The 26721-nt window shown below is 46.6% G+C and carries 29 protein-coding genes; all 29 read left to right on the plus strand.

Going from position 1 to position 26721, the window contains the following annotated elements:
* Positions 1 to 43 precede the first annotated feature (43 nt).
* The 29 genes from ispG to dapG all read left to right on the plus strand — a co-directional run bounded on the left by ispG (position 44) and on the right by dapG (position 26712).
* Positions 44 to 1117, plus strand: a complete 1074-nt coding sequence (gene ispG, locus ABDB91_RS06820) for a flavodoxin-dependent (E)-4-hydroxy-3-methylbut-2-enyl-diphosphate synthase (RefSeq protein WP_347490854.1) — start codon at positions 44 to 46, stop codon at positions 1115 to 1117.
* Positions 1104 to 2828, plus strand: a complete 1725-nt coding sequence (locus ABDB91_RS06825) for a proline--tRNA ligase (RefSeq protein ID WP_347490857.1) — start codon at positions 1104 to 1106, stop codon at positions 2826 to 2828. Before ispG ends, ABDB91_RS06825 begins: the two co-directional genes overlap by 14 nt.
* Positions 2829 to 3158: 330 nt before the next feature.
* The gene (rimP, locus tag ABDB91_RS06830; protein ID WP_347490858.1) at positions 3159 to 3623 is read left to right on the plus strand and encodes a ribosome maturation factor RimP; all 465 of its coding nucleotides are present in this window, start codon (positions 3159 to 3161) and stop codon (positions 3621 to 3623) included.
* A 69-nt stretch (positions 3624 to 3692) separates the two neighbouring features.
* Entirely contained in the window at positions 3693 to 4775 is a 1083-nt protein-coding gene (gene nusA, locus ABDB91_RS06835; protein ID WP_347490860.1) for a transcription termination factor NusA, read from the plus strand.
* An 11-nt stretch (positions 4776 to 4786) separates the two neighbouring features.
* On the plus strand, positions 4787 to 5056 hold the full coding sequence (locus ABDB91_RS06840; RefSeq protein WP_347490861.1) for a YlxR family protein: 270 nt from the start codon (positions 4787 to 4789) through the stop codon (positions 5054 to 5056).
* Positions 5053 to 5379, plus strand: a complete 327-nt coding sequence (locus tag ABDB91_RS06845) for a L7Ae/L30e/S12e/Gadd45 family ribosomal protein (RefSeq protein ID WP_347490862.1) — start codon at positions 5053 to 5055, stop codon at positions 5377 to 5379. The genes ABDB91_RS06840 and ABDB91_RS06845 overlap by 4 nt, the downstream gene beginning before the upstream one ends.
* 18 nt (positions 5380 to 5397) lie before the next feature.
* The gene (gene infB / locus ABDB91_RS06850; protein ID WP_347490863.1) at positions 5398 to 8124 is read left to right on the plus strand and encodes a translation initiation factor IF-2; all 2727 of its coding nucleotides are present in this window, start codon (positions 5398 to 5400) and stop codon (positions 8122 to 8124) included.
* A 31-nt stretch (positions 8125 to 8155) separates the two neighbouring features.
* A complete protein-coding gene (gene rbfA, locus ABDB91_RS06855) occupies positions 8156 to 8503 on the plus strand; it encodes a 30S ribosome-binding factor RbfA (protein ID WP_347490864.1) in 348 nt (115 codons plus the stop codon).
* A complete protein-coding gene (locus ABDB91_RS06860; RefSeq protein ID WP_347490865.1) occupies positions 8496 to 9482 on the plus strand; it encodes a bifunctional oligoribonuclease/PAP phosphatase NrnA in 987 nt (328 codons plus the stop codon). Before rbfA ends, ABDB91_RS06860 begins: the two co-directional genes overlap by 8 nt.
* Before the next feature lie 2 nt (positions 9483 to 9484).
* Entirely contained in the window at positions 9485 to 10399 is a 915-nt protein-coding gene (gene truB, locus ABDB91_RS06865; protein ID WP_347490866.1) for a tRNA pseudouridine(55) synthase TruB, read from the plus strand.
* A gap of 26 nt (positions 10400 to 10425) precedes the next feature.
* Positions 10426 to 11370, plus strand: coding sequence for a bifunctional riboflavin kinase/FAD synthetase (locus ABDB91_RS06870; protein WP_347490867.1), 945 nt, complete (start codon positions 10426 to 10428; stop codon positions 11368 to 11370).
* A 170-nt stretch (positions 11371 to 11540) separates the two neighbouring features.
* On the plus strand, positions 11541 to 11771 hold the full coding sequence (locus ABDB91_RS06875; RefSeq protein WP_347490868.1) for a hypothetical protein: 231 nt from the start codon (positions 11541 to 11543) through the stop codon (positions 11769 to 11771).
* 12 nt (positions 11772 to 11783) lie between these two features.
* Entirely contained in the window at positions 11784 to 12005 is a 222-nt protein-coding gene (locus ABDB91_RS06880; RefSeq protein WP_347491548.1) for a hypothetical protein, read from the plus strand.
* A gap of 96 nt (positions 12006 to 12101) precedes the next feature.
* Positions 12102 to 12371 carry a 30S ribosomal protein S15 gene (gene rpsO / locus ABDB91_RS06885; RefSeq protein ID WP_347490869.1) on the plus strand — a complete coding sequence of 90 codons (270 nt, stop codon included), beginning with the start codon at positions 12102 to 12104 and terminating at the stop codon, positions 12369 to 12371.
* A gap of 205 nt (positions 12372 to 12576) precedes the next feature.
* A complete protein-coding gene (locus ABDB91_RS06890) occupies positions 12577 to 14811 on the plus strand; it encodes a polyribonucleotide nucleotidyltransferase (protein ID WP_347490871.1) in 2235 nt (744 codons plus the stop codon).
* 252 nt (positions 14812 to 15063) lie between these two features.
* Complete coding sequence (locus tag ABDB91_RS06895) at positions 15064 to 15738, plus strand: hypothetical protein (RefSeq protein ID WP_347490872.1); 675 nt, start codon at positions 15064 to 15066, stop codon at positions 15736 to 15738.
* A gap of 179 nt (positions 15739 to 15917) precedes the next feature.
* A complete protein-coding gene (locus ABDB91_RS06900; RefSeq protein ID WP_347490873.1) occupies positions 15918 to 16556 on the plus strand; it encodes a polysaccharide deacetylase family protein in 639 nt (212 codons plus the stop codon).
* 70 nt (positions 16557 to 16626) lie between these two features.
* Complete coding sequence (locus ABDB91_RS06905; protein ID WP_347490875.1) at positions 16627 to 17769, plus strand: D-alanyl-D-alanine carboxypeptidase family protein; 1143 nt, start codon at positions 16627 to 16629, stop codon at positions 17767 to 17769.
* 118 nt (positions 17770 to 17887) lie between these two features.
* The gene (locus ABDB91_RS06910; protein WP_347490876.1) at positions 17888 to 19147 is read left to right on the plus strand and encodes a pitrilysin family protein; all 1260 of its coding nucleotides are present in this window, start codon (positions 17888 to 17890) and stop codon (positions 19145 to 19147) included.
* Positions 19148 to 19166: 19 nt separating this feature from the next.
* Positions 19167 to 19616 carry a dUTP diphosphatase gene (gene dut / locus ABDB91_RS06915; protein ID WP_347490878.1) on the plus strand — a complete coding sequence of 150 codons (450 nt, stop codon included), beginning with the start codon at positions 19167 to 19169 and terminating at the stop codon, positions 19614 to 19616.
* Between the two features lie 223 nt (positions 19617 to 19839).
* A complete protein-coding gene (locus tag ABDB91_RS06920) occupies positions 19840 to 20175 on the plus strand; it encodes a hypothetical protein (protein WP_347490879.1) in 336 nt (111 codons plus the stop codon).
* Between the two features lie 24 nt (positions 20176 to 20199).
* Positions 20200 to 20469 carry a YlmC/YmxH family sporulation protein gene (locus tag ABDB91_RS06925; RefSeq protein WP_347490880.1) on the plus strand — a complete coding sequence of 90 codons (270 nt, stop codon included), beginning with the start codon at positions 20200 to 20202 and terminating at the stop codon, positions 20467 to 20469.
* A 95-nt stretch (positions 20470 to 20564) separates the two neighbouring features.
* Entirely contained in the window at positions 20565 to 21548 is a 984-nt protein-coding gene (locus tag ABDB91_RS06930) for a hypothetical protein (protein WP_347490881.1), read from the plus strand.
* A 68-nt stretch (positions 21549 to 21616) separates the two neighbouring features.
* Positions 21617 to 21805 carry a hypothetical protein gene (locus tag ABDB91_RS06935; protein ID WP_347490882.1) on the plus strand — a complete coding sequence of 63 codons (189 nt, stop codon included), beginning with the start codon at positions 21617 to 21619 and terminating at the stop codon, positions 21803 to 21805.
* Between the two features lie 190 nt (positions 21806 to 21995).
* On the plus strand, positions 21996 to 22796 hold the full coding sequence (gene dapB / locus ABDB91_RS06940; RefSeq protein WP_347490883.1) for a 4-hydroxy-tetrahydrodipicolinate reductase: 801 nt from the start codon (positions 21996 to 21998) through the stop codon (positions 22794 to 22796).
* Positions 22797 to 22889: 93 nt separating this feature from the next.
* On the plus strand, positions 22890 to 23771 hold the full coding sequence (gene dpsA / locus ABDB91_RS06945) for a dipicolinate synthase subunit DpsA (protein WP_347490885.1): 882 nt from the start codon (positions 22890 to 22892) through the stop codon (positions 23769 to 23771).
* 33 nt (positions 23772 to 23804) lie between these two features.
* Positions 23805 to 24392, plus strand: a complete 588-nt coding sequence (locus ABDB91_RS06950) for a dipicolinate synthase subunit B (protein WP_347490886.1) — start codon at positions 23805 to 23807, stop codon at positions 24390 to 24392.
* Between the two features lie 43 nt (positions 24393 to 24435).
* A complete protein-coding gene (locus ABDB91_RS06955; protein WP_347490888.1) occupies positions 24436 to 25455 on the plus strand; it encodes an aspartate-semialdehyde dehydrogenase in 1020 nt (339 codons plus the stop codon).
* Between the two features lie 30 nt (positions 25456 to 25485).
* The gene (dapG, locus tag ABDB91_RS06960) at positions 25486 to 26712 is read left to right on the plus strand and encodes an aspartate kinase (RefSeq protein WP_347490889.1); all 1227 of its coding nucleotides are present in this window, start codon (positions 25486 to 25488) and stop codon (positions 26710 to 26712) included.
* Positions 26713 to 26721: the final 9 nt, after the last annotated feature.

Genomic DNA, 26721 nt, shown 5'->3' on the forward strand with positions numbered 1-26721 from the left:
GGTTTTAGCTAATTGCTAATTTTCTAACTTGGAGGCTAATGATATGCAGCGTAGGAAAAGCAGACCGGTGCGTCTGGGCGGCGTTACAGTGGGCGGTGATGCGCCGGTAGCGGTGCAGTCTATGACCAATACCGACACCTGCGATGTGGCGGCCACCAGGGAACAAATCAGGCGTCTTATCGAGGCCGGCTGTGAAATTGTAAGGGTGGCGATACCCGACCAGCGGGCAGCGCAGGCATTGCCTGATATTATGCGGGGGTTGACGGTTCCCCTGGTGGCGGATATTCATTTTGATTACCGCCTGGCCCTGGCGGCTATTGATGCGGGAGTGGATGGCCTGCGTATCAATCCGGGCAACATAGGAGGTCGGGATAAGGTTGTGGCGGTGGTCCAAGCTGCCCGGCAAAAAGAAATACCTATACGTATCGGCGTAAATGCCGGGTCACTGGAAAAAGATCTGCTCAGCGAGGGGGTAACGCCGCAGGCACTGGTCCGAAGTGCTTTGCGACATGTTGCTATACTGGAGGAGCTGGGTTTTTACGATATTAAGATATCTTTAAAGTCCTCGGATGTGCCGCTTATGTTAAACGCGTATCATATGCTGGCTGATAAGGTGGACTATCCTTTCCATATTGGGGTCACCGAAGCGGGCACTATATTTAATGGCAGCATTAAATCGGCGGTGGGTATCGGGGCGTTGCTGTGGGATGGCTTGGGCGATACTGTCCGGGTATCATTAACCGGTGATCCGATACACGAAGTGCGGGCGGCTTACGAAATCCTGAAGGCTTTGGGTTTAAGGCGGCGCGGAGTGGAATTGATATCGTGTCCCACCTGTGGCCGGACTTGCATTGATTTGGTTAGCATTGCCGGCGAGGTGGAACAGCGTTTGGCGGCTATTGAGCAGCCGCTTAAAGTGGCGGTTATGGGATGCGCAGTTAACGGCCCCGGAGAAGCTAAACATGCCGATGTGGGCATTGCCGGCGGTAAGGGCGAAGGCCTTATTTTTCGTAAAGGACGGGTAATTAGGAAAGTACCCGAGAATTTACTGGTTGAAGAGCTGATGAAAGAAATTGACAATATTATTCAAGGGAGGAACGGGGATGAGGATCTCTAATTTACTGGTGCCAACCCTGCGGGAGGTGCCCGCGGAAGCTGAGGTAATCAGTCACCAGCTGCTGCTGCGAGCCGGTTTTATGCGTAAGGCGGCGGCGGGTGTATATACATTACTGCCGCTGGCCTGGCGGGTAATTCTAAAAATTGAACGTATTATTAGAGAAGAAATGGACAGGCAAGGCGGGCAGGAGATAATGATGCCCGTTATTCAGCCTGCTGAGCTATGGCGGGAATCCGGGCGCTGGGATGTATACGGCCCCGAATTGTTCAGGCTCAAAGACAGGCATGGCCGCGATTTTTGTCTGGGGCCGACCCATGAGGAGATTATTACCACACTGGTTAAAGGAGAAATTAATTCTTACAAACAGTTGCCCTTGCTGTTGTATCAAATTCAAAATAAATATCGTGATGAACGCCGTCCGCGTTTTGGCTTAATGCGCGGCAGGGAATTTATTATGAAGGATCTGTATTCATTTGATCGTGATGAGGCAGGTCTGGATGTCAGTTATAATAAAATGTATGAAGCGTATACCAATGTTTTCCGTCGCTGTGGTTTGCAGTTCAGGCCGGTGGTGGCGGATTCCGGAGCTATTGGCGGCAGTGATACCCACGAGTTTATGGTGTTGGCTGAATCGGGGGAAGCCACTGTGCTTTATTGCGCTGATGAAAAATGTGGTTACGCGGCCAACCAGGAGCGGGCTGAGACAAAGCCTGCAGCCGGTGATACCGATGATGCGCCGGAAGAACTGCAAAAGGTATCTACACCGGGATGTCACAGTGTCAGTGAAGTAGCTGAATTTTTTAATATGCCGCCGGGAAAAGTGATTAAAACCGTAATTTACACCACCGACAAGGAGGACGTGGCGGTTTTGGTCAGGGGTGATCGGGAAATAAATGAAATCAAACTATATAACGCCCTGGAATGTGTCAGGCTGGATCTGGCTGATGAGCAGACGGTGCATGAGATAACCGGAGCTCCGGTGGGCTATGCCGGACCGGTCGGCTTAATCGGGGTCAGGCTGGTGGCAGATCCGGAAGTAATGAATTTGGCTAATGCCGTATGCGGGGCAAATGAGAAGGAACAGCACCTGATTAATGTTAATCCCCGGCGGGACACCAAACCGGATTTGATCACCGACATACGTTTGGTCAAGGCCGGAGAACCCTGTCCCCAATGCGGTGCGGAATTACGGGAGGCAAGGGGGATTGAGGTCGGCCAGGTTTTCAAGCTGGGCACCAAATACAGTAATGCGTTGGGTGGCACCTTTCTAGATGAAAACGGTAAGGCCAGGCCTTTTGTTATGGGTTGCTATGGTATTGGCGTAACCAGGACAATGGCTGCCGCTGTTGAGCAGAACTATGATGAGCGAGGCATTATCTGGCCCGTGCAAATAGCCCCTTATCATGTAATAGTGGTGCCGGTGAGCGGCAAAGATCAAAACCTCATGCAAGCCGCTGAAACAATATATAACTCTCTTAAAGATGCCGGTGTGCAAACTGTTATTGATGACCGGACGGAGCGGGCCGGGGTTAAATTTAATGATGCGGATCTAGTTGGTTATCCTCTGCGTATTACCATAGGTTCAAAGGGATTGGCAAACGGTCGGGTGGAACTTTATATGCGGCGGGCCGGTGAAACATTAATGGTGCCGTTAAGTGATGTGGTGGATGTTGTAAAGGCAAAGCTAAATGATATGGGTGAGAGCCTTTGAGTTTATTGAAAACGATGCTGCTATATAATGTATAGTTGTGTTCATCTTGTCAAACGTCCCCTTTTATGATAATATTAATTTGCTTTTGTGCCTATTCGTTGTTTTGGTGGTTTAAGGTCACTTGATTTTGCAACTTCCCGAGATACATAAATAATATTTGGGGGAGGTAAAGGTATTCCGCTCTTGGGTGACCAATAATCATAACCGGTGAAGTAAAATGACCGCTAAGGATTATTTATGTGGACCTGTTATTGAAGGAGTGGGTATTGCCCACTCTTTCGTATTATACTAAGGGAAATGCGACGGTTTAGCATTGGGGGGGACAAAGAAATGAATAATAATAACAAAACAGTAAACGCCATAGTACAAATTATTAACCCCAAACTGGTTGAACTCGGCCTTGATCTGGTGGATGTAAAATATACCAGGGAAGGAGGACGATGGTTCCTGAGGGTTTTTATCGATAAACCCGCGGGAGTGGGTCTTGAAGATTGTCAGTTGGTTTCCGGGAGTATTGATCCGCTGTTGGATGAACATGATCCCATACCGCACGCTTATACTCTGGAGGTTTCATCGCCGGGCTTGGATAGACCACTTAATAAACCTGCTGATTTTATCAGATTCACCGGTGAAAATGTAAAGTTAACCACCTTTGCGCCGGTGGAAGGCAGGCGCAAGTTTAAAGGAAAAATTATTGCCGCCGAAAACTGTTCGATAACCCTTGATGTGGATGGCACCAGCGTTGTGCTGCCTTTGAACCAGGTTGCCTCGGCCCGCTTGTCGCCCGAGTTTTAAGATTGCATGATCAATATTTAGGGAACTTAAATATTTTAGATGGAATAGTTTTTGTGGAGGGACACGGTAATGAATACCGAATTTTTGGAAGCCCTGAGAGATTTGGAAAGGGAAAAAGGGATTTCTGCCAATGTACTGCTGGAGGCAATAGAGGCCGCGTTGCTCTCAGCGTATAAAAGAAATTTTGGGTCGCTGCAAAATGCCAAGGTGCTTTTAGACAGGGAAACAGGCGATTGTAAAGTCTATGCCCAGAGAAATGTTGTAGAAGAGGTAAGCGACCCGCGACTGGAAATTTCGCTGGGTGAAGCTCGGGCCCTTGATCCCCTGTATAACTTGGATGATGTCGTGGAGACAGAGGTTACACCGCGCAATTTTGGCCGGATAGCAGCTCAAACGGCCAAGCAGGTTGTAGTACAGAGGATTCGTGAAGCCGAACGCAATATTATTTATGAACAATTTGCCAACAGGGAAGGGGACATTATAAGCGGCGTAGTGCAGCGAATTGAACAAAAGAATGTCTTTATCGAACTGGGTAAAACGGAGGCGATATTAACACCGGCGGAGCAGATACCAGGGGAAAATTATACTCAGGGTGATCGAGTGAAGGCCTATATCGTAGAGGTTAAAAAAACCACCAAGGGGCCGCAAATCTTTGTTTCGCGAACGCACCCGGGGCTTTTGAAAAGACTTCTGGAACTGGAAGTGCCCGAGTTGCAGGAAGGTGTGGTGGAATTAAAGTCCGTAGCTCGGGAAGCCGGTTACCGTTCTAAAATCGCGGTCTTTTCCAGGGATGAGAACGTGGATCCGGTGGGGGCTTGTGTCGGTCCAAAGGGGATGCGGGTACAGACCATAGTAAACGAACTCCAAGGCGAGAAACTGGATATTATAAAATGGGACTCCGAGCCATCTAAATTTGTGGCCAGTTCACTTAGTCCGGCTAAAGTAGTGGCTGTTGAAATATGGGAGGATGAAAAGGTCGCTCGGGTTATTGTGCCTGATTATCAGCTCTCTCTGGCTATTGGCAAGGAGGGGCAGAACGCCCGTTTGGCCGCTAAGTTGACGGGGTGGAAAATTGATATAAAAAGTGAAAGTCAAATGGCTGAATTATATCCTGAGTACAAAGATCTATTTGCTGAGGAATTTATTGAATAGGGGGTTTCGGCTTGCCTAAGGTGAGGAAGATACCGGAAAGAATGTGTATAGGCTGCCAGGAAATGAAACCTAAAAAAACATTAATCAGGGTGGTGCGTACGCCCGAGGATGCTATAGAGATAGATCGCACCGGTAAGCGCTCGGGCCGGGGTGCGTACATTTGCCCTAGTAGAGAGTGTTTGGATAAAGCATTGAAAGGCAAGAGGTTGGAAAAAGCGTTAAAGCACTCCATTACCCAGGATATTAAAGAAAGCTTGCTGGAAGGGGTAGACCGGCCATGAGCGATGCGGTGGCAAGTCTGCTTGGTATATGCAGGCGGGCAGGGAAGGTAATCAGCGGCGAAACCGCTGTGCGGAATGCCTTCTTGAAAAATGAAGTCAAGTTGTTAATTTTGGCCGGCGATGCATCAAGACGCAGTCAAGAAAACTTTATACAGTTGGCCAAAGAAAACAGTGTTCCTGCTTTTTGCTATTCCTCCAAAAATGAACTGGGTTTTTTGCTGGGAAAGGCGCCCCGTACGGCGGTGGCGATAATAGATGAACAGCTTGCCCGGGGTATCGCCGGAGCGATGGAAAGGGGAGAGATTGACTTGTGTACGTTTTAATAATTCGGAGGTGATTGTATGGTAAAAAAACGTGTTCATGAGCTTGCCAAGGAGCTTAACATAGAAAGTAAGGATATGTTGAGGAAGCTTAATCAAATGGGTATTACCGTAAAATCCCACATGAGCACCTTGGAGGACGATGAAATAGTAAGGATAAGGAATCATTATCAAAGTGCCGGCGGTGGCAATAATATGGCAAAGTCACCGCATAATAAGAATGAAAAACGTGGGAGTTTTAAAGCGGCCGGCGGTCGGGATCGTCAAGATCGCGGTCCCGGTTTGGTGGATCGAGTTCCCGATCGTCCGCCTGATCGCGTATTTACTGAAAAGACGACTGGTAACTACTCCGGCGACAAAGGCCGGGGCGGTGAACCGAGGTATAAAAAACCAAATGATCAGCCCAGGAGTAATCAATCCCGAGGTAACCAGCCCAGGGGTGATCAATTCAAGCATAATCAGCCCAAAGGCAATCAGCCTAAAAGTATCCGGCCCGGGCAAAACCAGCCCGGACAAGAAAGCGGTCAGCAGGGCAGAGTGACGGCGGAACGTCACCATGCGCCGGCTGAAAACCGTGCGGCGGTGAACAAGCCTGAGCCGAACAGGGGCCCGTCCCCCGCTTTTCGTGATCGTAACAAGCCGGGTGAACAACATAACAGAACGTCCAACCAGCAGCGGCCTGCAAAACCGTTTGATCGGAGTGGTAAAAATCCCAGAGTCGGTCATGTACCGCCAACTCATCCGGGTGGAGGGCTGGCCAAGATGGCTCAAAAGGCTATGCCGGATCAAGTAAAAACAATGGAGAAAAATAAGGCGCAAGAACGATCCAAACAGGTTGAAAAGCATGCTTTTAAAGGAAAGGCCACCAAGGATAACAGATTCGCCAAGGATGCTTCCAAGAAAGAGCGTGACTTTAAGCCCGGCGCGGGCAAGAGATTTAATAAAGGCCCCAGGAGGAAAAGCCAACCGGTACTTACGGTGGAAAAAAAGCCGGTAACTATAGGTGAATCCATTACCGTTAAATCACTGGCCGAAAAAATGCGTGTAAGCGCCGGTGAGGTAATTAAAAAGTTAATGGAGCTTGGCACGTTAGCTACCATTAACCAGGAAATAGATGCTGATACCGCAACTATTGTGGCTAATGATATGGGCTTTGAAGTGCGGATAAAGGTTGAGCTGGATAAGGAAGCTCAGCTGATGATGCGGGAGCCTGAAGATGATGACAACGATTTGAGATTGCGCCCGCCGGTGGTTACCATTATGGGACACGTTGACCACGGTAAAACATCACTTTTGGACGCTATCCGCCATGCTAATGTGACGGCCTCCGAGGCAGGTGGTATTACCCAGCATATCGGTGCTTATCAAGTTGAGCACAAGGGTAAGAAAATTACCTTTGTTGATACGCCCGGGCACGCGGCATTCACGGCTATGCGGGCCAGGGGAGCTAAAGTAACCGATATTGCCATATTGGTTATAGCCGCTGATGACGGTGTAATGCCTCAGACCGTTGAGGCAATTAACCATGCCCGGGCCGCTCAGGTACCCATTATTGTGGCAGTTAATAAAATTGATAAGCCCGATGCCGAACCGGAAAAGGTCAAGCGTGAATTAACGGAATATAGCCTCATACCGGAAGAATGGGGCGGGGAAACAATTTTTGTCGAGGTTTCAGCCAAGGAAAAACAAAACCTCACTGATCTTTTGGAAATGATTTTACTGGTAGCGGAAATCGGTGAATATAAAGCTAATCCCAATCGAGCGGCCCGGGGGACCGTTATTGAGGCTGAGCTTGACAAGGGCCGGGGTCCGGTGGCTACAGTGTTAGTGCAAAACGGCACTTTGCGGGTCGGTGATTTCATTATCGCCGGTGTGGCTTATGGTAAAGTTAGGGCGATGATGGATTATACCGGTCGGAGGGTGAGTAAAGCAGGCCCGTCCATGCCGGTGGAAGTGCTTGGTTTTTCAGGAGTGCCGCCGGCTGGTGAATTGTTTTATACAGTGGAAGACGAAAAATTCGGCAAACAAATCATTGATGAACGGTTCATTAAAAAACGGGAAGAAGAGCTTAAACTCACAGCGCCAAAAGTTACGCTGGATGACTTGTTCAATCAGATCCAGGAAGGCCAGGTTAAAGAACTGGGCATAATTATTAAGGCGGATGTGCAGGGTTCGGTGGAAGCCGTGCGCCAGGCACTGGAGCAGATTGGTACCGATGAAGTCAGGGTCAATGTAATCCACGGTGGGGTTGGTGCTGTTACTGAATCTGATATTATGCTGGCGTCAGCTTCCAACGCTATAGTTATCGGTTTTAATGTGCGGCCTGACGTAAATGCTCGTAATGCTGTTGAGACGGAAAAGGTGGATATTCGGTTATACAGAATTATTTACGATGCCATTGAGGATATTAAAGCGGCCATGAGCGGTCTTTTAGAGCCTGAGTATAAAGAAGTGGTATTGGGGCGGGCTGAAGTACGCAAGACATTTAAAGTGACCAAGGTGGGCACAATAGCGGGATGCTATATAACGGAAGGCAAGGTAACCAGAGATGCCGGTGTTCGGGTAATCAGGGATGGTATTGTACTCCATGAGGGGCATCTGGATTCGCTGAAAAGGTTTAAAGATGACGCTCGGGAAGTAACACAGGGCTATGAGTGTGGCATTACCGTTGAAAAGTTTAATGATATCAGGGAAGGAGACCAGATAGAGGCCTATACAATGGAAGCCATTAAACGTGAGCTGGCTTGATTATACACTAAAACCGCAAGGGGGGATGGTTATGTCCCACCGGCCGGAAAGGTTGGCCGAGGCTGTAAAAAAGGAAATATCCGACCTGTTATTAAATGAATTAAAGGACCCGCGGGTTGGTTTTGCCACAATAACCGGGGTGGATGTGTCAAATGATTTAAAATACGCTAAAATTTATGTTAGCGTTTTGGGTAACCATGAGCAGAGGGATAACACTATGCTGGCTTTAAAAAAAGCCCAGGGATTTATTCGTACGGAACTCGGACACCGTATCAGGTTGAGACATGTGCCTGAGATATCCTTCCATCTTGATAAATCCTTGGACCACGGGGTCCGGGTTATGGAATTATTGGAAGAGGTTAAAGGTAAAGATGTTTGAGCAAGGAGATAAATCACTTTTTAATGCGGTGGCCAATGAATTTAGTAAAGCGGAAAGCGTAGTGCTTTGCGGTCATATCATGCCCGACGGTGATTGTTTGGGGACTATGCTGGCCCTGGGCCTGGCTCTGCGGCAAATGGGCAAAAGAGTGGTATTTTGCAGTTCCGATCCGGTACCTGATCTGTATACCTTTTTGCCCGGTACGGATGAAGTGCGGACAGAGCTTGATAAACAGTGGCGATTCGATTTATTTATTTCCGTGGATTGCTCCGTACCCGACCGGTTGGGACATTTTAAAGAACTGCTCGACCGGGCGGGCCGGGTAGTGGTTATAGATCATCACGCCGGTTCTGTTGTTTTTGGTGATGTATATTTAAATTTGCCCGGCTACGCGGCTGCCGGCGAAATTGTTTACGACCTGTTACCCATTTTACCGGTAGTTATTGGTAAGGATATAGCTACTTGTTTGTATGTAGCCATTGTTACTGATACCGGCTCTTTTCGCTATGACAACACGGGGCCCGGGACTCATCTTAGAGTGGCTGAATTAATAAAATTGGGTGTTCCTTCAGCACGGGTTAATAAACTTTTATACGAAGAAAAACCGCTGGTCAGTCTGCAAATATTAGGCTCAGCTTTGCAAACGTTGGGTATAAGCGACTGTGGCCGGGTGGCGTGGATGCACGTGAAAAGGGATAAGCTGCGCAGTTTAAATGCATCTGATGAACATGTGGATGGTATGATTAACTACCCGCGCATGATTAAAGGTGTGGAACTGGCTTTGTTTTTCCGTGAATTGGAGGAAGGTAAATATAAAGTCAGTCTGAGATCCAAGTATTATTTAGACGTCAACAAACTGGCAGCCTGCTTTGGCGGGGGTGGCCATCCCCGGGCTGCCGGCTGTTTGATGGAGGGTGATCTGGAGGATATTAAAAACCGGTTATTGCACGCGTCATTAACTGCTTTAAGGGATGAATGAATATGGATGGCATTTTGAATGTCCTTAAACCGCCGGGCATGACCAGTCATGATGTAGTAGGATTTATTCGAAAAGTAACCGGCCAAAAAAAAGCGGGGCATACGGGAACATTGGACCCCGGGGCCGCCGGTGTGTTGCCCGTATGCCTGGGCAAGGCTACTAAAATCATTCAGTACCTGCCGGATAGTAAATGCTATCGGGCGGAAGTTACCTTTGGTAAATCTACTACCACCCGGGATTCCTTCGGTGAGGTTATAACATCGGGCGGAGCACATGGCATTAGTGCTGCCGATATAGAGAAAGCGTTAATAAGTTTTTCGGGATTAATTGAACAAGTACCACCAATGACATCGGCTATCAAACACCAGGGGAAAAAACTATATGAACTGGCCAGAGCGGGCATTGAAGTGGAAAGAAAACCTCGTTCTGTTTACATATACGAAATTGCATTGATTGATTTTCATGAGGATAAGCTGTCCCCCAGCGCTATTTTACATATTCATTGTTCCGCAGGCACATATATACGTACAATTTGCCATGACCTGGGGGAGATGCTGGGTTGTGGAGCTTATATGTCCTTTTTGTTACGCACTCGGGCGGGGATGTTCCTATTGGAAGATACGATCACCTTGGAACAACTGGCCGAGTCTGCGGGGCAAAATGCAAGTGCATTACTTGTGCCAATGGGAAAGGCGTTGGAATATTTGCCGGGGATAGCTGTTGGGGGTTCATTTGCCGTAGCTGTTAGCTGTGGCAATAGTATTACATTGCCTGTGCATGATTTGGCGGATCGACTTATCGCCAATCAGCTGGTTCGCCTGGAAAAGGCAGGCGTATTAATTGCCCTGGCAGTTGTTAAAAACGACCCTAACACGTCGGAGCATTATATGCTTCAACCGGTTAAAGTGCTGGTTTAAACATAAATGTGGAGGTTATATCAGCAGTGCGTATTTATAGAGACTGGATAGGGTTAAAAGATAAATATGAAAATATAGTGGTCGGGCTTGGCAATTTTGACGGTATACATTTGGGACACCAGAGACTTATTAGCGATATAGTGGCTAAATCGCAGGCGGTCGGCGGTACGCCGGCTGTATTTACATTTGATCCTCATCCCCTGGCGGTATTAAATCCGCAGGGTGCGCCGCCATTGATATTACCACCGGATGTAAAGAGGAATATGTTTGCAAAGCTGGGTGTGCATGTGCTGCTGTGGATACCTTTTACCCGAGAGTTTGCCCGTCTGAGTCCTGAGAATTTCATTAAACAGGTTTTACATGAACAGCTGGCGGTGCGGGCTGTTTTGGTCGGCTATAACTATACCTTTGGTTATATGGGAAAGGGCACCCCGGAATTATTAGAAGAGTATGGTGATAAATTGGGTTTTGATGTAGAAATTTTGCAGCCGGTTAGCATTGAAGGACAGCCGGTAAGCAGCACATTGATAAGAAGTATGCTGGCTGACGGGGAAATACTTGAGGCAAGAAAATACCTTGGTTACGCCCCTGTAATCGAGGGTACGGTAGTCTATGGTGATAGAAGGGGCAGCTCCCTTCTTGGCTTTCCCACCGCCAATATTGAGGTAGACCCAAATCTATTGGTGCCTGCTAATGGCGTGTACTCGGTGAAGGCAGACATTGATGGGCGTGTTCTGGGAGGAGTGGCCAATATCGGTATTGTACCCACTTTTCACAGCAATTCTTTCGTACGCACCGTTGAAGTTCATTTGCTGGATTTTGGTGGTGATTTATACGGCAAGGAAATTAAGGTGTACTTTATCAGACGGCTGCGCAATGAAAAAAAGTTTAATTCGGCTGGAGAATTAGTTGAACAAATTCAAATGGATATTAATGAAGCGCGCATTGATTTCGCCGATACCGGGTATTGAAAAGTGGCAAGTTTATTTTCACCGGCGCATTCTAGCCTTTGGCACGTTTACTTGTCAGGTAGAATATGCTACAATTAATCAGTACCTCGAAAAAAGGTTAAAACCGAGCTTGTCAAATTGTTGCCCAGTCAGTAAACGTCCCGTATGAAATTGAAGGAGCCGTTTCATTAATGGGGGTGCCCAAGATCGATTTGCCGGAAGAGGAAATTAAAAAATGGTTGAATCACATTGCACTGATTTGTTTAAGCGAGGATTTTCAGAATTTAAAGAAAGAATTGGAAAAAATATATTTACAGGCCAACACAGAAGAAAATGCTCAAATAGCCGCCTTTCAGGATGCCTTGTATGCATTTTTAGCGCAGGAAGAGGATGAATCAACCTGCCGGACCGGGACAAATTAAAATAATATGGAAATGAATGTTATTATTACTGAACATGCGCGAAAGCGATTGCGTGATTATCGTCAGGATAAGATTACGGTCGCTGATATTATAGCCGCCACCAACGGTATACCGGGCCGCATACCCACAGCAACTCGCTTTAGGGGGTTTTTCGCCAGATCAGGGCGTATGTTTGATATTGTGGCCAAGGATATATCCAGCGGGCGGCTGGTGATTACTGTGATAGGAAAATGAATTAAATTTAAGGTGTGAACTGTTAGCTAGGGAATTCGTTTGTCTCCGACGATTAGCTTGGCTGGCAGCGATTATAAGACAAAGGAGGTGAACCCCGTGGCATTATCAGTGCCGGATAAACAATCTGTTATCGATAGCTTTAAGTTACATGAAAACGATACCGGCTCTCCTGAAGTTCAAGTGGCTATTTTGACCAGGCGGATCAATGATCTTACAGAGCATCTCAAGATTCATAAAAAAGACCACCATTCCAGGCGTGGGTTATTGAAAATGGTCGGTCAGCGCCGGGCCTTGTTGGACTATTTAAAAGGCAGGGATTTTAATCGTTATCGTGAGCTAATTGAAAAATTGGGATTGCGCAAATAAGAGCGGGTATATACCCGCTCTTTACATTTTCTGTTAAATATAAAAAAATTAATGTATTTTTTATATTTTAGGCAGGATATACTACTAAATATGTAGAATGAGATTTTTTTATGGTTACAGTAATATTCCAGCCATAGTTGAACTTGACTGGATGAGGAAGGAGGTATACCGGTTCTTTTTTTTGGGCCGGAAAAAAAAGCAAGATATGCAGCAGCAAAAAATTTTGTGTAAAAGCATTGAAATCGGCGGCAGACAAATGACCATAGAAACAGGCCGGGTGGCTAAGCAGGCCGGAGGTGCCGTGCTGGTCCGCTATGGCGATACCGTGGTATTGGTTAATGCTACCATGGCCAAGCACGTTAGGGAGGGGATTGACTTTTTTCCTCTCACCTGTGATTACGAAGAACGTCTTTATGCAGTGGGCAAAATACCCGGTGGGTTTATTAAAAGAGAGGGGCGTCCCAGTGAAAAGGCTACTTTAACGGCACGGTTGCTTGACCGGCCCCTTCGCCCTTTGTTTCCCAAAGGTATGCGCAATGAGGTGCAGGTGATTGCTCTGGTTCTATCGGTGGATCAGGATAATCCGCCGGAAATGGCCGCCATGGTGGGGGCCTCTGTTGCCCTGCATATTTCAGAAATTCCTTTTAACGGACCCATTGGCGGTGTTATTGTAGGTCGGGTGGATAATAAACTCATTATCAATCCCAACATAGCCGATGCGGAAAAAAGCGATATGCACTTGGTGGTGGCGGGTACCGGGGAAGCTGTCATGATGGTTGAGGCGGGTGCGGAAGAAGTGCCGGAGAGTGATATGCTTGAGGCTATTATTTTCGGGCATGAAAAAATACAGGAAATTGTAAAATTCATCGAAGCTTTTCGTGATGAAGCGCTGGCCATGGGTTTAGCCAGAGAAAAATACAATCCTGAGTTGAGGGTTGCCGAAGAGGAATTGGAAAACGTTGTGACGGCAAGAGTTTCAGAGGACATCAAGTCCGCAATAAAGGATTGCATTATAAAACAGTCGTCCAAAAAAGAAAGGGAAGCTTTGCTGGACGGGGTAAAGGAAAAGCTTATGACGGAATTACTGGAAGAATACCCCGAAGAAGCTAAAGCAATTGCCGGTATTATAGAAAGCGTGGAAAAGAAACTGGTTCGCCGCTTTATTTTAGTGGACCGGGTGCGCATTGACGGCAGGGCTCTTAACGAAGTGCGTCCTATAAGCGTTGAAGTGGGTATTTTGCCGCGCACACACGGTTCAGGCCTTTTTACGCGCGGACAGACTCAGGTGCTGTCCATCGTTACCCTGGGGGCTATATCGGAGGAGCAAATACTGGACGGCCTGGGTATTGAAAAAACCAAGCGTTATATGCATCATTATAACTTTCCTCCCTTTAGTACCGGAGAAACAAAGCCGATGCGCTCACCGGGCAGGCGGGAAATCGGCCACGGTGCACTGGCTGAGCGTGCTTTAGAGCCAATGATTCCGCCTGAGGAAAAGTTTCCTTATACGATAAGGGTTGTTTCCGAGGTGCTGGAAAGTAACGGGTCTACCTCTATGGGTAGTGTTTGTGGCAGTTGTTTATCCCTTCTGGATGCGGGTGTGCCCATTAAGGCGCCGGTGGCCGGCGTGGCGATGGGTTTAATCAAGGAAGGCGATGAATTTGCCGTATTAACTGATATTCAAGGCCTTGAGGATCATCTAGGCGATATGGACTTTAAAGTAGCCGGTACCGCCAAAGGGGTTACCGCGCTGCAAATGGATATTAAAATCGCCGGTATTGACCGGGAGATATTGCAAACTGCCCTAAGCCAGGCCACTGAGGGAAGAATGCATATTCTGGGTAAAATGTTGGAAGTGATAGATAAACCCAGAGCTGATTTATCTCCTTATGCGCCCAGGATTATTCAAACTCTTATTGATCCGGATAAAATCAGGGACGTAATTGGTCCGGGCGGTAAAATAATTAAAAAAATTATCGAAGAGACCGGTGTAGATATTGATATCGAAGATGATGGCCGGGTATTTATTGCCGCTGTTAATCCGGATGCCGGATATAATGCATTATCTATCGTTGAAAAACTAACCAAGGATGTGGAAAGCGGACAGATTTATAACGGTAAAGTGGTCAAGATTACTGATTTCGGGTGTTTTGTGGAGATAATACCCGGAGTATTGGGTCTGCCGGGTAAAGATGGTCTGGTACACATTTCTCAATTGGCCCATGAGCGGGTAAATAAGGTAGAAGATGTGGTCAAAGAAGGGGACATGTTAGAGGTTAAAGTGATTGGTTATGACAATCAAGGGAGATTAAAACTATCCCATAAAGATTTGCTGCCGGTTCCGGAGGGCATGGAAAACAGGGAAAAACCAAAGGATAATAGGGATAACCGGCGTCCTCAGCGCGGCCAGCGCCGGCCACAAAATCACAAATCAAGCTAATTTACAATACCCCTTAAAAAAAGGGGGTTTATTTTTTTTAAGCCCGGCCTTAAACTAATAGTGAACTCGTTCAGCTAAAGCTGAACAGCGGGGCTTTAGATGGGGATTCTACCCGACCCGGAGTAAGGATAGGAACTTCCACTTATAGAAATGGGAGTCTTGAAATTTGATAAATTGGACTGGAACGGCCAACTGGTAAGTATGCTGAGTTTGAACGCAACAGCTCATTGTTGCGAAGTAGGAGGTTTCATTATGTCTTTGGAGTTGTTTGGATATAAGAGTGTACAGGAGAAAATCAGCCGGGAAAAACAGTGGATGGAAAATAATTTTGCCGACTGTCCGGTCAAGTATGATCCGGAGGCGGCCTGGCGTGACAATGCTGTTATATGCCGCCTTTCAATATTAAAGCCTTATTGTTTAGCTTTTGGTATCTACCAAATTTTAAACAAAGAATTTAATGATGCTCTGGCTGCAGAAATAAATAATTTAAACTTTAGTCCCGTGCTGGAAGTAGGGGCGGGTAATGGGGAGCTGGCCAATGTATTGCACAACCGGGGAGTGAGCCTGACTGCGGTTGATAATTATTCGGAGTCACTGCCCAAGGGTCCTTGGCTATATGGATTAATGCCGGTGCATATGAGCTGCCTTGATGCGCTTAAAAAATACAGTCCGCGCCTCGTTATATGCAGCTGGATGCCTGGAGGTTGCGATTGGACCCCTGCTTTTAGGAGCGCCGGATCGGTGGATGCTTATATATTAATAGGTGAGGAAGACAAAAATATTTGGGGGGATTATCCCGGTTGGCGCAGTCGGGTACTCAAAGGGCCCAATAAATGGTCACTGTGCAGGCTGGATAACGGCGTTGATTTTGATAAGCCGGAACTTTGGTGGAGACATTCCAAGGTTGTACTTTTTGAACGTGTTTAAAGAATGCTAACCTGCCCATGGGGGTGGGTTATTTATTTTAAACAGCATTTTCAAGTGATTCTGTGCATAAGTATTTATGAAAAAAGTTCAGACGGGGGGGAAGGATATTTGTTTTCATTAATCGTCGGCAGGTAATTGAAATCTTTTTATTAATCTGTATACTATCTGCAATTATATGGATGGTTTGTTCTCGTGAGCAGGCAACCACTGCCGCTGCAATTGAGCCCCTTTACCAGGGTGATGAAAATGTTAAGGCTATGGCATTGACATGTAATGTTTTCTGGGGCGAGGAATACATGGGGCGTATGCTGGAAGTCTTAGAGGAAAAAAATGTGCATATGACATTTTTTATTGGTGGCACCTGGGCGGAAAAATTCCCCGAACTGATGAAGAAAATATATGAACAAGGCCATGAAATCGGTAGCCACGGCTATTCCCATCCACATCCCGACAATCTATCAAAGCAGGAAAACTCGCTGGATATAACTAAAGCTGAAAAGATTATCTATGATATTACCGGTGAAAAACCTCGGCTTTATGCTCCTCCCTATGGGGAAAGAGGGCCGGCGGTATTGGAGGCCGCTCAGGAGTTGGGCTATCGTACCGTGCTGTGGAGTATTGACACAGTGGATTGGCAGCGTCCGGCTCCGGAAGTTATCAGTAAACGTGTCTTTAATAAAATGGAAAACGGTGCTATTGTATTAATGCATCCAACCGCGCCTACAATACACGCACTGCCATCTATAATTGACGGTTTAGAGGAAGAAGGCTTTCAATTAATTACTGTTGGAAAGATGTTGGAGCAGAAGCGGGAATGATAGCGGCGGCTGGCTGAGGGATAAAAATTAAACATCATGGGAAAGCCTAAGACAAAGAGAGGTGTTCCCATTGCGTCTGATTAAATTCACTGCACCTTGGACTTTATTTCTTTATCTCTTAAGTGCTGTTGTATGTATCTCACCCGGTATGGCTAATGAACAACAGCAGCTTCCGCAGGTCAGTGCCCGGTCGGCATTATTGCTGGATGTTAATAACGGTCAAATTCTTTACGAAAAAGGTCATAGGGAGCCAAGGCCAATTGCCAGTACGACTAAAATAATGACGGCGGTGGTAGCTCTCGGTGGAGCGGATATAAATAATACTGTAGCGGTTAGCCCCCGGGCCGCAGCGGTTGGAGAATCTTCAATGTATCTTGAAGCGGGGGAAACACTTACCTTGGAACAACTGCTGTACGGCGCTCTGCTATGTTCCGGCAATGATGCCTGTGTGGCCGTTGCCGAACACGTGGCCGGCACGGAGGATTTCTTTGTGCAGTTGATGAATGAAAAGGCGGTGCTGCTGGGTGCCGAAGCGACCAGTTTTCGTAATACCAATGGTTTACCGGCTAACGGCCATTATTCCACCGCTCTTGATCTGGCATTGCTGGCACGTTATGCCTTGCATGACCCGGCGTTTTGCCGGATCGTTAAAACCCGTGCCCGGATAATCGAAGGGCCGGGTGGTATTAATCATTATTTGCAAAACACTAATAAATTACTATGGCAGTACCCCGGGGCTGACGGTGTTAAAACCGGTACCACCGTGGCGGCGGGTAAGTGTCTGGTCGCCTCTGCCACCAGGGGGCATAGACACTTATTGGCAGTGGTTTTAAATGGGAGTAACCGGTTTGCAGATGCCGGCCAAATGCTGGACTACGGCTTCAATAAGTTTGAAGATATACAAACCGTTTATGCCGGTGCCGTGCATGACAGGGTTGGAGTTACAGGCGGGGTTGCTGAAACGGTACCGGTTAAGGCGGTGGATGATATTACGGTTAATTTACGGGTGGACGGGACGGACCGGATTGAGAAAAGAGTAAAGCTGGTACGAAGCATTGACGCACCGGTATGTGAGGGGCAGCTATTGGGTGAAATCGGTGTTTTTGTAAACGGCTGCAAAGTGGGGGACACCGATATTGTGGCGAGCTGTACAATCGATAAAATGTCTTTAATCCAAAACTCAATAAAATTAGTGAAAGATGCTTGTCGTTAAAAAATAGTTAAGAGAAAAACAAGGAGTTTTATTAAGATAGCAAGAAATTATACTCGATTATCGATTACTCGATTTTAATATAATGACAGTGGATTTGATTTTAACAGGGGGTAACTGCGTGATACAGGTAGCCGAACTGGCTAATGGAATTAAAGTACTGACGGAGAATATACCGCATGTGCGTTCGGTAGCTATTGGAGTTTGGGTGGATATTGGCTCTCGGGATGAAAGTAATGAATTAGCGGGCATATCACATTTTATTGAACATTTAATGTTTAAAGGGACGGAAAAACGTACCGCTAAAGATATAGCGGAGGCACTGGACGCCGTGGGCGGACAGTTAAACGCCTTTACTACCAAGGAATATACTTGTTACTACGCCAGGGTTTTGGACGAACACTTTCCGCTGGGTATTGATTTGCTGGGTGACATGCTGCTGAATTCCAGTTTTAATCCGGCTGATATTGAACGGGAACGCAATGTTATTTTAGAAGAGATAAAAATGTATGAAGACGCTCCGGATGAACTGGTACATGATGTTTTTGCCGGTACCATTTGGCGGGGCCATCCGCTGGGCAGACCGATCATCGGTGATGAAAAAACCGTACAGGGACTATCCCGGGAACAAATACTGTCCTTTTATCGCAAGTACTATAGCTCCGGCAATCTAGTGATATCGGTAGCCGGCAACTTTGATCAGCAAAAGGTTATCAATGCTTTAAATGAAACCTTTGGCAAATTGGCCGGAGCAAAAAAAGAAAAAGGGTATTTTTTACCTGAACCGGCACGCCAGGTAGTCTGCCGGGTAAAAGATACCGAACAGGTACATATATGTCTTGGCACGCCCGGGCTGGCCTTGGATCATGAAAAGATATATGTTTTTCAAATTGTAAACACTATTTTAGGCGGAGGTTTAAGTTCCCGGCTTTTCCAGGAAATCAGGGAACAGCGTGGGCTGGTTTACTCCATATTTTCATACCACAGCTCGTATCACGATTCCGGTTTGTTCTGTATCTATACGGGGTTAAGCAAACAAAACGTACGGGCTGCCTTGGAACTGATTGTCAGGGAAATACGGCGTATCCAGTCAAATGGGGTGACTTTGGCCGAACTGCAACGGGCCAAGGAACAGCTGAAGGGAAACCTGTTGCTTAGCTTGGAAAATATTAGCACCAGGATGAGCAGGTTGGGTAAATCCCAAATGTATCTTGGCAAAGTTGTGCCGCCGGATGAAATCGTAAATCGTATTATGGCGGTATCGGACAGTGATATTAAAGATTTGGTCAGGGCAGTGTTAAAGCCGGAGAATTTCTGTATGGCCAGTGTGGGGCCATGGGATGACGGTGATATGCTGAATAATATCATTAATAATATGTGAATGCCAAGGATGTGGAAGGGTGCAGATTAAATTTAAAAAACTAAACCCCGCCATTGGCGTTTCGATGCCCGAGCCGGCTTATGCCACTTCGGGGGCGGCCGGGATTGACTTGCCCGCTTCTTTAAAAGAACCGCTGGTGGTGGAACCGGGGGAGAAAATACTTGTCCCCACCGGGCTGGCGGTTGATATACCCGCTGGCAACATGGTGGGGCTGGTTTTTGTGCGCAGTGGGTTGGCGAGCAAACATGGCTTGACCCTCGCCAATGCGGTGGGGGTAATTGACAGTGATTATAAGGGTGAGATAATCTGTGCGATACAAAATAATGGTAAAGAACCTTATAAGATAAGACCGGGTGATAGGATTGCCCAGATTGTTTTTATGCCTTGCTTTCAGGTGGAGATTGCCTATACTGATGAGTTGACCCCTTCCGCCAGGGATCGGGGAGGTTTTGGGTCAACGGGCAGGTAAGACCGTATACCGGTCTTTTTTTATTTGTCAAATTTCAAGACTCCCACTTCTATAAGTGGGAGTTCCTATTTTTACTTCGGGTGGGGTAGAATTTCCATCTGAAGCCCCGATGTTCAGCTTTAGCTGAACGAGTTCACTACTGGATAAATTTATTACTCATTTGGTCTAAAATAAGGAATGTTTTACAAGGAGATAAATATAAATTGGTACGGGAGGTGAATATATGAAAATCGGTGTATTGCTTTTCGTCTTAATTATTATACTGCTGATCATTGTTTCTGTGCGCGAGCGTATTAGGTGGCTTTCCATGCGGGATAAAAACTGGGACGCTATTGGTGAGGCCAAATCCTCTCCTTTATCACAGGCTATCACCGGCATGGTGGGCACGGCTGGCGGTATATACCTTTCTTTAATACTAATGCAGACTTTTTTGGAACTTCAGATACCAAGATCGCTACAGGTCAGCGGTATTAGATTGGAGCCGCTGGCCACATTATCAATAGCTCTGGCCGTTATACAACCGTTTGCCATGCGTCTATGGGTAAGAAGAAGAATTTGAACATTTAGAGGAGGCTAAAGAAAGATGAGACTGGGCGAGTTGGCGGGAAAAGAGATTATCAATATAAACGATGGCGCCCGGTTGGGGGTGATTGGGGAAACCGATTTGGCCATCGATGACGAGACAGGACAGATAAAGTCTATTATATTGCCTCGCAAGGGTAATATGTTAAGTCTATTTGCTGAAAAACAGGAATTAATAATTCCATGGGAAGCAATAAAAAAGGTGGGGTTTGAAGTAATTATAGTGGAGCTTGACCAGGCTATACCCAGGTATGGTAAATATTTAGTGTAAAAAATCCGTCGTTAGCACGGATTTTTTACTTTACATATTCTTTATATAATGTATATTGCCATGGGTCATAATAATTAAAAACAGGGAGGCAATTTATGTCCCGGCCGCAAAGAGTTGATATATTACAGAAGATAGGGTGCCTGCGAGGCTCGGTTGTACTGTCGTATATTACGGGTGATAGGGAGAATGTCAGCACCAGGATTGCTCCGGATGTAGTAAGGGTAATTTATAGGCATTTGGAGATTATCGGCAATCAGCCGCGGGTGGATCTGATACTTTATACCAGAGGCGGTGACGTCTTGACACCGTGGCGTTTGGTTAATTTAATTCGAGAGTATACGGAACATTTTTCTGTTTTGGTGCCTTTTAGGGCTTATAGTGCCGGAACGCTGTTATGCCTGGGGGCCGATGAAATTGTTATGAGTAAGATGGGAGAGCTGGGTCCCATTGATCCCAGTGTTATTAATGCTTTTAACCCTCAAGATCCGTCTAATACTTCGGCCAGATTGCCGGTTAGTATTGAGGATGTATACTCGTACATGACATTGATTGCGGAAAAAATGGGCATCTATGATGAAAGTGTAATGGCCAAGGCTTTTTTATTACTGGCGGAAAAAATCCATCCTTTAGCTCTGGGTAACGTGCACAGAAACTGGATGCTCATCCGTTCTCTGGCCAATAAAATGCTGGGCTTGCGCAGAGATGGACTTACCGGTGAACAGGTGCAAAATATTGTTGATTATCTTACTGAAAAGCTATACGCGCACAATCACATGATAGCCAGGCGGGAAGCGAAAGAAGAAATCGGTTTGCCGGTTACATTTGCGGACAATGAACTAGACAATCTATTGTGGGCCCACTATGAGGATATTTCAGCAGAACTAAAATTAGCCGAACCATTTAGCCCCACGGAAATAATGAGGGGCAATCGAACGGAGTTTGAAGTAGCCAGTGGTATAGTGGAATCCGAGTGCGGCAGTGATTATTTTGTGTTTTCAGGTATGGTGGAGAGAAGAGATTATCCTGAAACCGGTCAAATTAACGTCAATATAAATAAGCAAGGCTGGCGGACGTTGTAAATGTAAATTCATCCGGCTTCAGGAACGTGTTTGTGAATTATTTTTTCTTAAAAGAGAGGGTGAGTTTATTGGAACGCAAAGAACATCCGTTTATGGGATGGAAAATTAATTATCAAACAGCAAGCCGTAAATACTATGTGGTTACGGAATGTTCAGGTGCCCCGGCAGCTGATTTCTATTATCAGTCCAGAAAAATATCCAACGGGTTAATCATGCCCCGGGACAGGGACAACTCAGCGGATATAAAGTCAATGTAAAAGGGACGGAAGAAACCGGGTGTTAGTAAAAATTCAAATCCGGCCAGTAATGGTTTTTTACTTGACATACTTGTTGAGATATTAGAGAATTATTTTTGCAAGTAAATTTATGCATCTTTAAATTGGTATGGAAAGGGGGTAACCGGTAGTTTCAATATGTAATGCATAAATAAATTACCGGTAAACTAATTTGATTAAAGTTGCTATTAGCGGTGTGGCCGGGCGGATGGGGCGAGAAGTGCTGAAAACTGTGCTGGCCGCTGAAGATACCGAATTATGCGCAGCCATTGATGTTTTTAACGAGGGATTGGATGCCGGTACGCTGTTGGGTGGCGAGCCTCTGGGTATTAAAATTGCCTCCAATCTGGCTGAGGCTCTGACTGCTTCCGGGGCGGAAGTAATGGTTGATTTTACCGGTCCCCGGTCGGTAACGGCAAATGTGTTAACAGCATTAAAAGCGGGTGTGCGTCCTGTTGTTGGCACCACAGGCATGTCCCGTGAGGATTTTATTAAAGTTTCCGAATTGGCTAATAATATGCATTTAGGGTGCATAATTGCGCCGAACTTTGCCATCGGGGCATTGTTAATGATAAAATTTGCTGCGGAGGCTGCTAAATATTTTCCCCATGTGGAAATAATTGAAAAGCATCATGACCAGAAACTAGATGCTCCTTCGGGTACAGCTATAAAAACCGCGGAGATGATTTTGGAGCAGCGGGGAGATTTTCAGCAAGGTTTGGCCTTGGAGGAAGAGAAAATAATTGGGGCCAGGGGCGGTAAAATGCCTGGTGGATTGCGTATTCACAGTGTCAGACTGCCTGGCTGTGTGGCTCACCAAGAAGTAATTTTCGGTGGTGTCGGTCAGACGTTGACTATAAAGCATGATTCGATCGCCAGGGAATCGTTTATGCCCGGCGTATTAACTGCCATTCGGGCAGTGCCGCGTCTGGAAGGAGTGGTATATGGTTTAGAAAACCTTTTGTTTGAATAAGCTTGTTTCAAAAATTTCATACATGCACCTCTAAAACCGGCGATTCATATATTGATGTAAAGTACAAGAAGGTTGGAGGAGGGTTTGCCGGCCGTGCAAATTTTGACAGGCCTTGCGGTAGCTGTTATGGGCGGGGACGCCAGAGAAATTACCCTGGTAGAGTGTCTTGCCGATGCCGGGGCAACCGTTAAAACTTTGGGTTTACCGGTTAAGGGGCCAAATATAATCCCTTGTCCGGAGCCGGAGGAATGCCTGGCCGGGGCGCAGGCTTTAATTTTACCGGTACCGGGGGTTAATGAACAAATGGAACTCTATTCGGGTTACCTTAATCCCAGACCGGTAATTACCAGGGAGTTGCTGTCACTGTTACCTGCCGGGACCCCTGTTCTGGTGGGGGTGGCCAGAAAATCGCTGCGGGATCTGCTGGAAAAAAACGCTCTGGAACTTGTGGAGCTGATGAAACTTGATGAAGTGGCCATTTTGAATTCAATTCCTTCTGCGGAAGGGGCTGTGCAGATGGCTATGGAAAGGCTGCCTATTACCATTCATGGCAGTAATGTCATGGTACTGGGTTTTGGCCGTACCGGTCAAACGTTGGCCCAGTTGCTGTCGAATATGCATGCTTATACCACAATAGCAGCCCGGAATCCCGCCCAACTGGCCAGAGCGGCAGTCATAGGGTTAAAAGCGATTAACCTTAAAGAATTAGTAGACTATTTATGTGATGTGGATGTAATATTTAATACTATACCTGCGCCGGTTATTAATGAGGAAATAATGCAGAGGTTACCCTCGACGGCCCTGATTATCGACCTTGCTTCTGCTCCCGGGGGCACAGATTTTGAAAAGGCCGGGGAGCTGGGAATTGAGGCTGTTTTAGCGCCCGGCTTACCTGGCAGGGTGGCACCTAAAACAGCCGGTATGATTCTGGCCCGGGTGGTACCCGGTATTTTACTGCAGAAGACAGGACGTTAGTTTTCCGGTTTTACCCAGGAGGTGCATGTGTTTATGAGATTAAAGGGTATTAAGGTGGGATTTGCTTTAACAGGCTCTCATTGTACCCTGGATGAAGTGCTGGCGGAGATGAAAAGGGTTGCTGATGAGGGTGCTATATTGTATCCTATTATTAGTGCATCTGTAGATGAAACCGATACCAGGTTTGGAGCGTCCGCCGGCTGGAAAGAACGTATTATTGAGATTACCGGGCAAAATATTATTAACAGTATTGTTGGCGCAGAGCCGGTTGGCCCGGAAAAGTCGCTGGATGTGCTGGTGGTGGCGCCGTGCACCGGAAATACTCTGGCTAAATTGGCTAACGCTATTACCGACGGTCCGGTGCTGATGGCTGTTAAAGCCCATTTACGCAACCAGCGCCCGGTGGTAATGGCTATTTCTACTAATGACGGTCTTAGTTTAAATGCCAAAAATATTGGTTTGCTTTTAAATGCTAAAAATATATATATGGTTCCGTTTGGACAGGATAATCCCACCGGCAAACCAAATTCGTTAAAGGCCAAAATGGATAAAATGGTGGATGCCATTGAACATGCTTTGCAGGGGAAGCAGATTCAACCTGTTTTAGTTGCCTACGATTAAGCTGTCTATGCCGGTGGAAGATATAGAATTGGAGGGATAAACTTTGGCTGGTTATAATGTAATTATAGTAGGAGCATCCGGAGCAGTGGGACAGGAAATGTTGCAAATCCTGGAAGAAAGAAATTTTCCGGTGAGCAAATTGAAACTTTGCGCCACCGCTCGTTCCGCCGGCAAAGAAATGATCTTTAAAGGTAAAACGTATATTGTTGAGGAGACTACGCCGACTTCTTTTGACGGGATGGAGATCGCTCTTTTTGCCGGTGGCGCGGCCAGTACGGAATTTGGCCCGCTGGCGGCTGAAAAGGGCGTGGTGGTTATTGATAACAGCAGCCATTTTCGTCTGGACCCACAGGTGCCTTTGGTTGTTCCCGAGGTTAATCCCGAGGATGTCAAGGAACATAAGGGCATTATAGCCAACCCCAACTGTTCTACTATTATCATGGTGGTACCCCTCAAAGCGATATATGATGCCGCAGGTATTAAACGGGTGGTAGTATCCACCTACCAGGCGGTAAGCGGCGCCGGAGCTGAAGGTATTACAGAATTAACTGAACATACCAGAATTGCCCTGGATGGCGGTCAGGTTGTACCATCTAAGTTTCAATATCAAATAGCTTTCAACCTGATACCACATATTGATGTATTTCAGGAGATGGATTACACTAAAGAAGAATGGAAAATGGTCAAGGAAACCCATAAAATTTTACATGATGACAATGTGGCTATAACCGCTACAACTGTGCGTGTCCCGGTTTACCGCAGCCATTCGGAGTCCATTAATATAGAAACTAATCGCAAAGTTACCGCGGACGAGGCCAAGAAAATTATGGCGGATTTTCCCGGGGTGATTGTTGTTGATAACCCGGCTAATAAGGAGTACCCCATGCCCCTTTACACATCCGGAAAGGATGAGGTGTTTGTCGGCCGCATCAGGGAAGACAATTCCCTGGAACAAGGGCTTAATATGTGGGTGGCGGCTGATCAATTGCGCAAAGGCGCGGCCACAAATGCAGTGCAAATTGCAGAGCTGGTAGTTAAATGCGGATGTCTTGGAAAGAGATAATGCGATTGCCTTGGAAAGAGGTAATGGTTGATGAAGTTCCTGGTACTTAAGTTTGGGGGTACTTCCTTGGTATCTTCCGAATTAAGGGAAAGGGTGGCGGGCAAAGTAATAGCTGCCAAAGATGAAGGTTATTCACCTGTGGTAGTGGTTTCAGCTATTGGACGACAGGGCGATCCTTATGCCACCGATACTTTGATTAACCTGGTTAAACAAGCTAACCGGGAGTTGCCGGGACGCGAGATGGATATGTTAATGTCCTGCGGTGAAATAATATCCGGTGTAATCATGGCGGCAACCCTGCAGAACACGGGTTGTCCGGCTGTTTTTATGACGGGCGCACAGGCAGGTATAACCACTGATAATAAGCATTCCGAAGCACGGATTTTAAAGGTTCAGCCGAACAATATTATTAAATATGCTCAAGAGGGTTACGTGGTAGTAGTGGCCGGTTTCCAGGGCGTGACTGAACACGGTGAAACGACCACTTTGGGCCGCGGGGGTAGTGATACCACTGCTGCTGCATTGGGTGTGGCTTTAAATGCTGTTTATGTGGATATTTACACTGATGTAGAAGGTATTATGACCGCTGATCCGCGCATTGTATCCGAAGCCAAAGCGCTCGCGGCTATCACCTATGACGAGATATGTCATCTGGCTCATGAAGGGGCCAAGGTGGTACACCCGCGGGCGGTAGAGATCGCTATGCAAAAAGGCGTTCCTTTGCGTGTTCGGTCAGCTTTCTCCGATGGGCCTGGAACACTGGTGACCAGCTCGGGTGAAGTATATAAAGGCTCTATAGATATAACCAGGGATCGTATTATTACAGGAATAACTTATATATCCGGTATAGCTCAGATAAAGGTTAATACCGGTGCCGGTGTTGAAGGTTTTAAAAAGCAACGTCGCATGTTCAGATCGCTGGCGCTGGCCGGGGTGAGCATCGACTTTATTAATATTTTACCTGAAGTAATTCTGTTCACAGTACAGGATGATATGGCTGAAAAAGCGATCGAGGTACTGGAAAACGCCGGTTATGCGGCGGAAGTAATTACCGGGTGTGCCAAGGTATCTGCGGTGGGTGCGGGCATGTCCGGAGTACCCGGGGTAATAGCGGATATAGTAGAAGCGATAACTAAAAATGATATCCAAATATTGCAGTGTAACGATTCTCATACTACTGTTTGGGTTTTGGTAAGACGTGAGGAAATGGAAAATGCCGTCAGGGCCCTGCACAAGCAATTTAAACTAGCCCATTAAGACAGGGTA

The organism is Desulfoscipio sp. XC116 (genome assembly GCF_039851975.1).
Lineage (GTDB): Bacteria > Bacillota > Desulfotomaculia > Desulfotomaculales > Desulfallaceae > Sporotomaculum.